Here is a 2,132-nt window from a genome sequence, read left to right on the forward strand (position 1 = left end):
GTGCCGGCCCCGGCCGTCCCGCGGGTCGCGCGCGCGGCGACCACCGGGCCGTTCCCGACCGGCGTGGCCGCCCACACCCTCGCCCAGGCGAACACCTTCGCGACCTTCCGCGGGCGACCCAACGACGTCGTCGTGATGTACACCGACCGCAGCAGCTGGAACGACCTGACCAGCCCGTGGATGGGCCGCACCACGTCGACGTTCGCCGGGTACGCCGGCACCTGGGTGATCTCCCAGCCGCTGTTCCCGGACTCGGGCCCGCAGAAGGGCAACCTCACCGACTGCGCGGCGGGTGACTATGACGCCCACTGGAAGCAGTTCGGTAGGTGGCTGGTCAGCATGGACCGGGGTGACTCGTTCGTCCGGCTCGGCTGGGAGTTCAACGGCCTGTGGTTCGCCTGGGCCGCGACCGACCCGCAGGCGTGGATCCAGTGCTTCCAGCACGCCTCCGCGGCGATCAAGGCGACCAGCCCGTCGGTCCGCATCGACTGGAACCTCAACGCCCACGGGTCCACCACGCCGGTCGGCGCGTTCGACCTGTACCCGGGCGACCAGTACGTCGACGTCATCGGGATCGACAGCTACGACCAGTACCCGCCGAGCCCGACCTACGCCGCGTTCGACCAGCAGTGCAACGGCGACGGCGGACTCTGCCAGGTGATCACCTTCGCCCGCACCCACAACAAGCTGTTCTCGGTGCCGGAGTGGGGCGTCGTCAGCCAGCAGGGCACCAAGGCGGGCCGGGCCGGGGCCGCGGGCGGGGACAACCCCGTCTACATGGAGAAGATGTACGAGACCTTCAGCCACAACGCGGACATCCTCGCCTACGAGGCGTACTTCCCCGACTCGGAACCGGACAACGTCCGGTCCTCTCTGGTGGACCCCGACCTCAACCCGTCGTCGGCCGCCGTCTACCAGCGGCTCTGGGGCTGATCGGGTCGTTACCGGAACCGGGGCCGCCGACTCCCCGCACGGCCTGACGCCCCCGCACCGCTGCGCACCGAGGCGGTGCGGGGGCGTCGACGGGTCGGGCGCGGCGCCGCGGTGTCAGCCGCCGGTGCTGCGGTCCGCGTCGTCGTGCAGGCCGCCGACGAACGCCTCGGCCACGCTGACCTGCTCCCGCAGCGAGGACAGCTTCTCCTCGGCGAGCAGTACCCAGGTTCCCAGCCGTTCCCGCAGCTGCGTCCGGGCCTCCACCGCGAGCTCGGGCGCCGCCAGCTCGTCGCGCAGCGACAGCAACGCGCGCATCTCCTCCAGGCTGAAGCCCAGCGGCTTCATCTTCCTGATCAGCAGGAGCCGTTCGATGGCATCGTCGTCGTAGAGCCGGAAACCGCCCACGGTCCGGCTGACCGGCCGCAGCAGGCCGGCCTCCTCGTAGTAGCGAACGGTGCGCAGGGAGAGACCGACCCGCTCGGCGACATCCCCGATCTGGCGGACATCCCGGCGCTCGGTGTCCGATCCAGAGACGTCGCGGCGCGTGGTGGACACTCGACCCTGTCCTCAGCGTAGGCACTGGGCGACCGGTACTGGACGCCAGGCAGTCGACTGTACGTCGATCTGTCCCCTGGTGCCCCCCACTCCCCGGGCCCCGGGCGACGGGCCCCACCGGGCGGGGCACAGTCGGCACGCCACGCACGGCGAACGCGATCGTCGGGCCGCGGCCGGCGGCGCGCGGGCGCGGTGGCCGGCCGTCCTGTCGTAGGCTGGCCATATCGTCTGTGCCGACGGGGTCGGGCCGATGTCGGCCGACCGGTCCGGAACTCATCCGGGCGCGGGCCGGGCGGCGGGCCGGGCCGTCGGTCGAAGCGGGTCCGGGCCGTGGTGGGCCCCGTTGCGCCATGTCGTCGTGTTCCGCGGCCGCGATTCGTGTCCCGCGGTGTTCTGCTTCTTCCACTCGTTCCGAGAGGCACAGGGACACATCCATGACCCTCGAGCCGCTGCTTGCCGCGCTGATCGCCCGTCCGGGCGGCGATCCCGCCCTGGGCCGGGCCATCGGCGCGGCGGGCGAGCCGGTTCTCGACCTCGCTGGCCCGGCCGCCCTGCGGCCGTTCGCCGCCGCTGCCCTCGCCGCCGCGAGTGGCGCGGGCAGGCCGGTGCTCGCCGTCGTCGCCACCGGTCGGGAGGCGGAGGAT

At 72.6% G+C, this 2,132-nt stretch carries 3 protein-coding genes; 2 read left to right on the forward strand and 1 reads right to left on the reverse strand.

Annotation, left to right across the window (positions count from 1 at the left end; translation table 11 throughout):
* Window positions 1-933: glycoside hydrolase family 26 protein (locus MXD58_RS29915; RefSeq protein ID WP_284679028.1), on the forward strand; the 933-nt coding region annotated here is incomplete at its 5' end.
* A gap of 114 nt (window positions 934-1,047) precedes the next feature.
* Here MXD58_RS29915 and MXD58_RS29920 read toward each other — a convergent pair.
* The gene (locus tag MXD58_RS29920) at window positions 1,048-1,488 is read right to left on the reverse strand and encodes a MerR family transcriptional regulator (RefSeq protein WP_248836525.1); all 441 of its coding nucleotides are present in this window, start codon (window positions 1,486-1,488) and stop codon (window positions 1,048-1,050) included.
* 434 nt (window positions 1,489-1,922) lie between these two features.
* Between MXD58_RS29920 and MXD58_RS29925 the strand changes: the two genes are divergently transcribed.
* A partial coding sequence (locus tag MXD58_RS29925) for a hypothetical protein (RefSeq protein WP_250611497.1) occupies window positions 1,923-2,132 on the forward strand: 210 nt, incomplete at its 3' end.

Source organism: Frankia sp. AgKG'84/4 (assembly GCF_023242965.2).
Classification (GTDB): domain Bacteria; phylum Actinomycetota; class Actinomycetes; order Frankiales; family Frankiaceae; genus Frankia.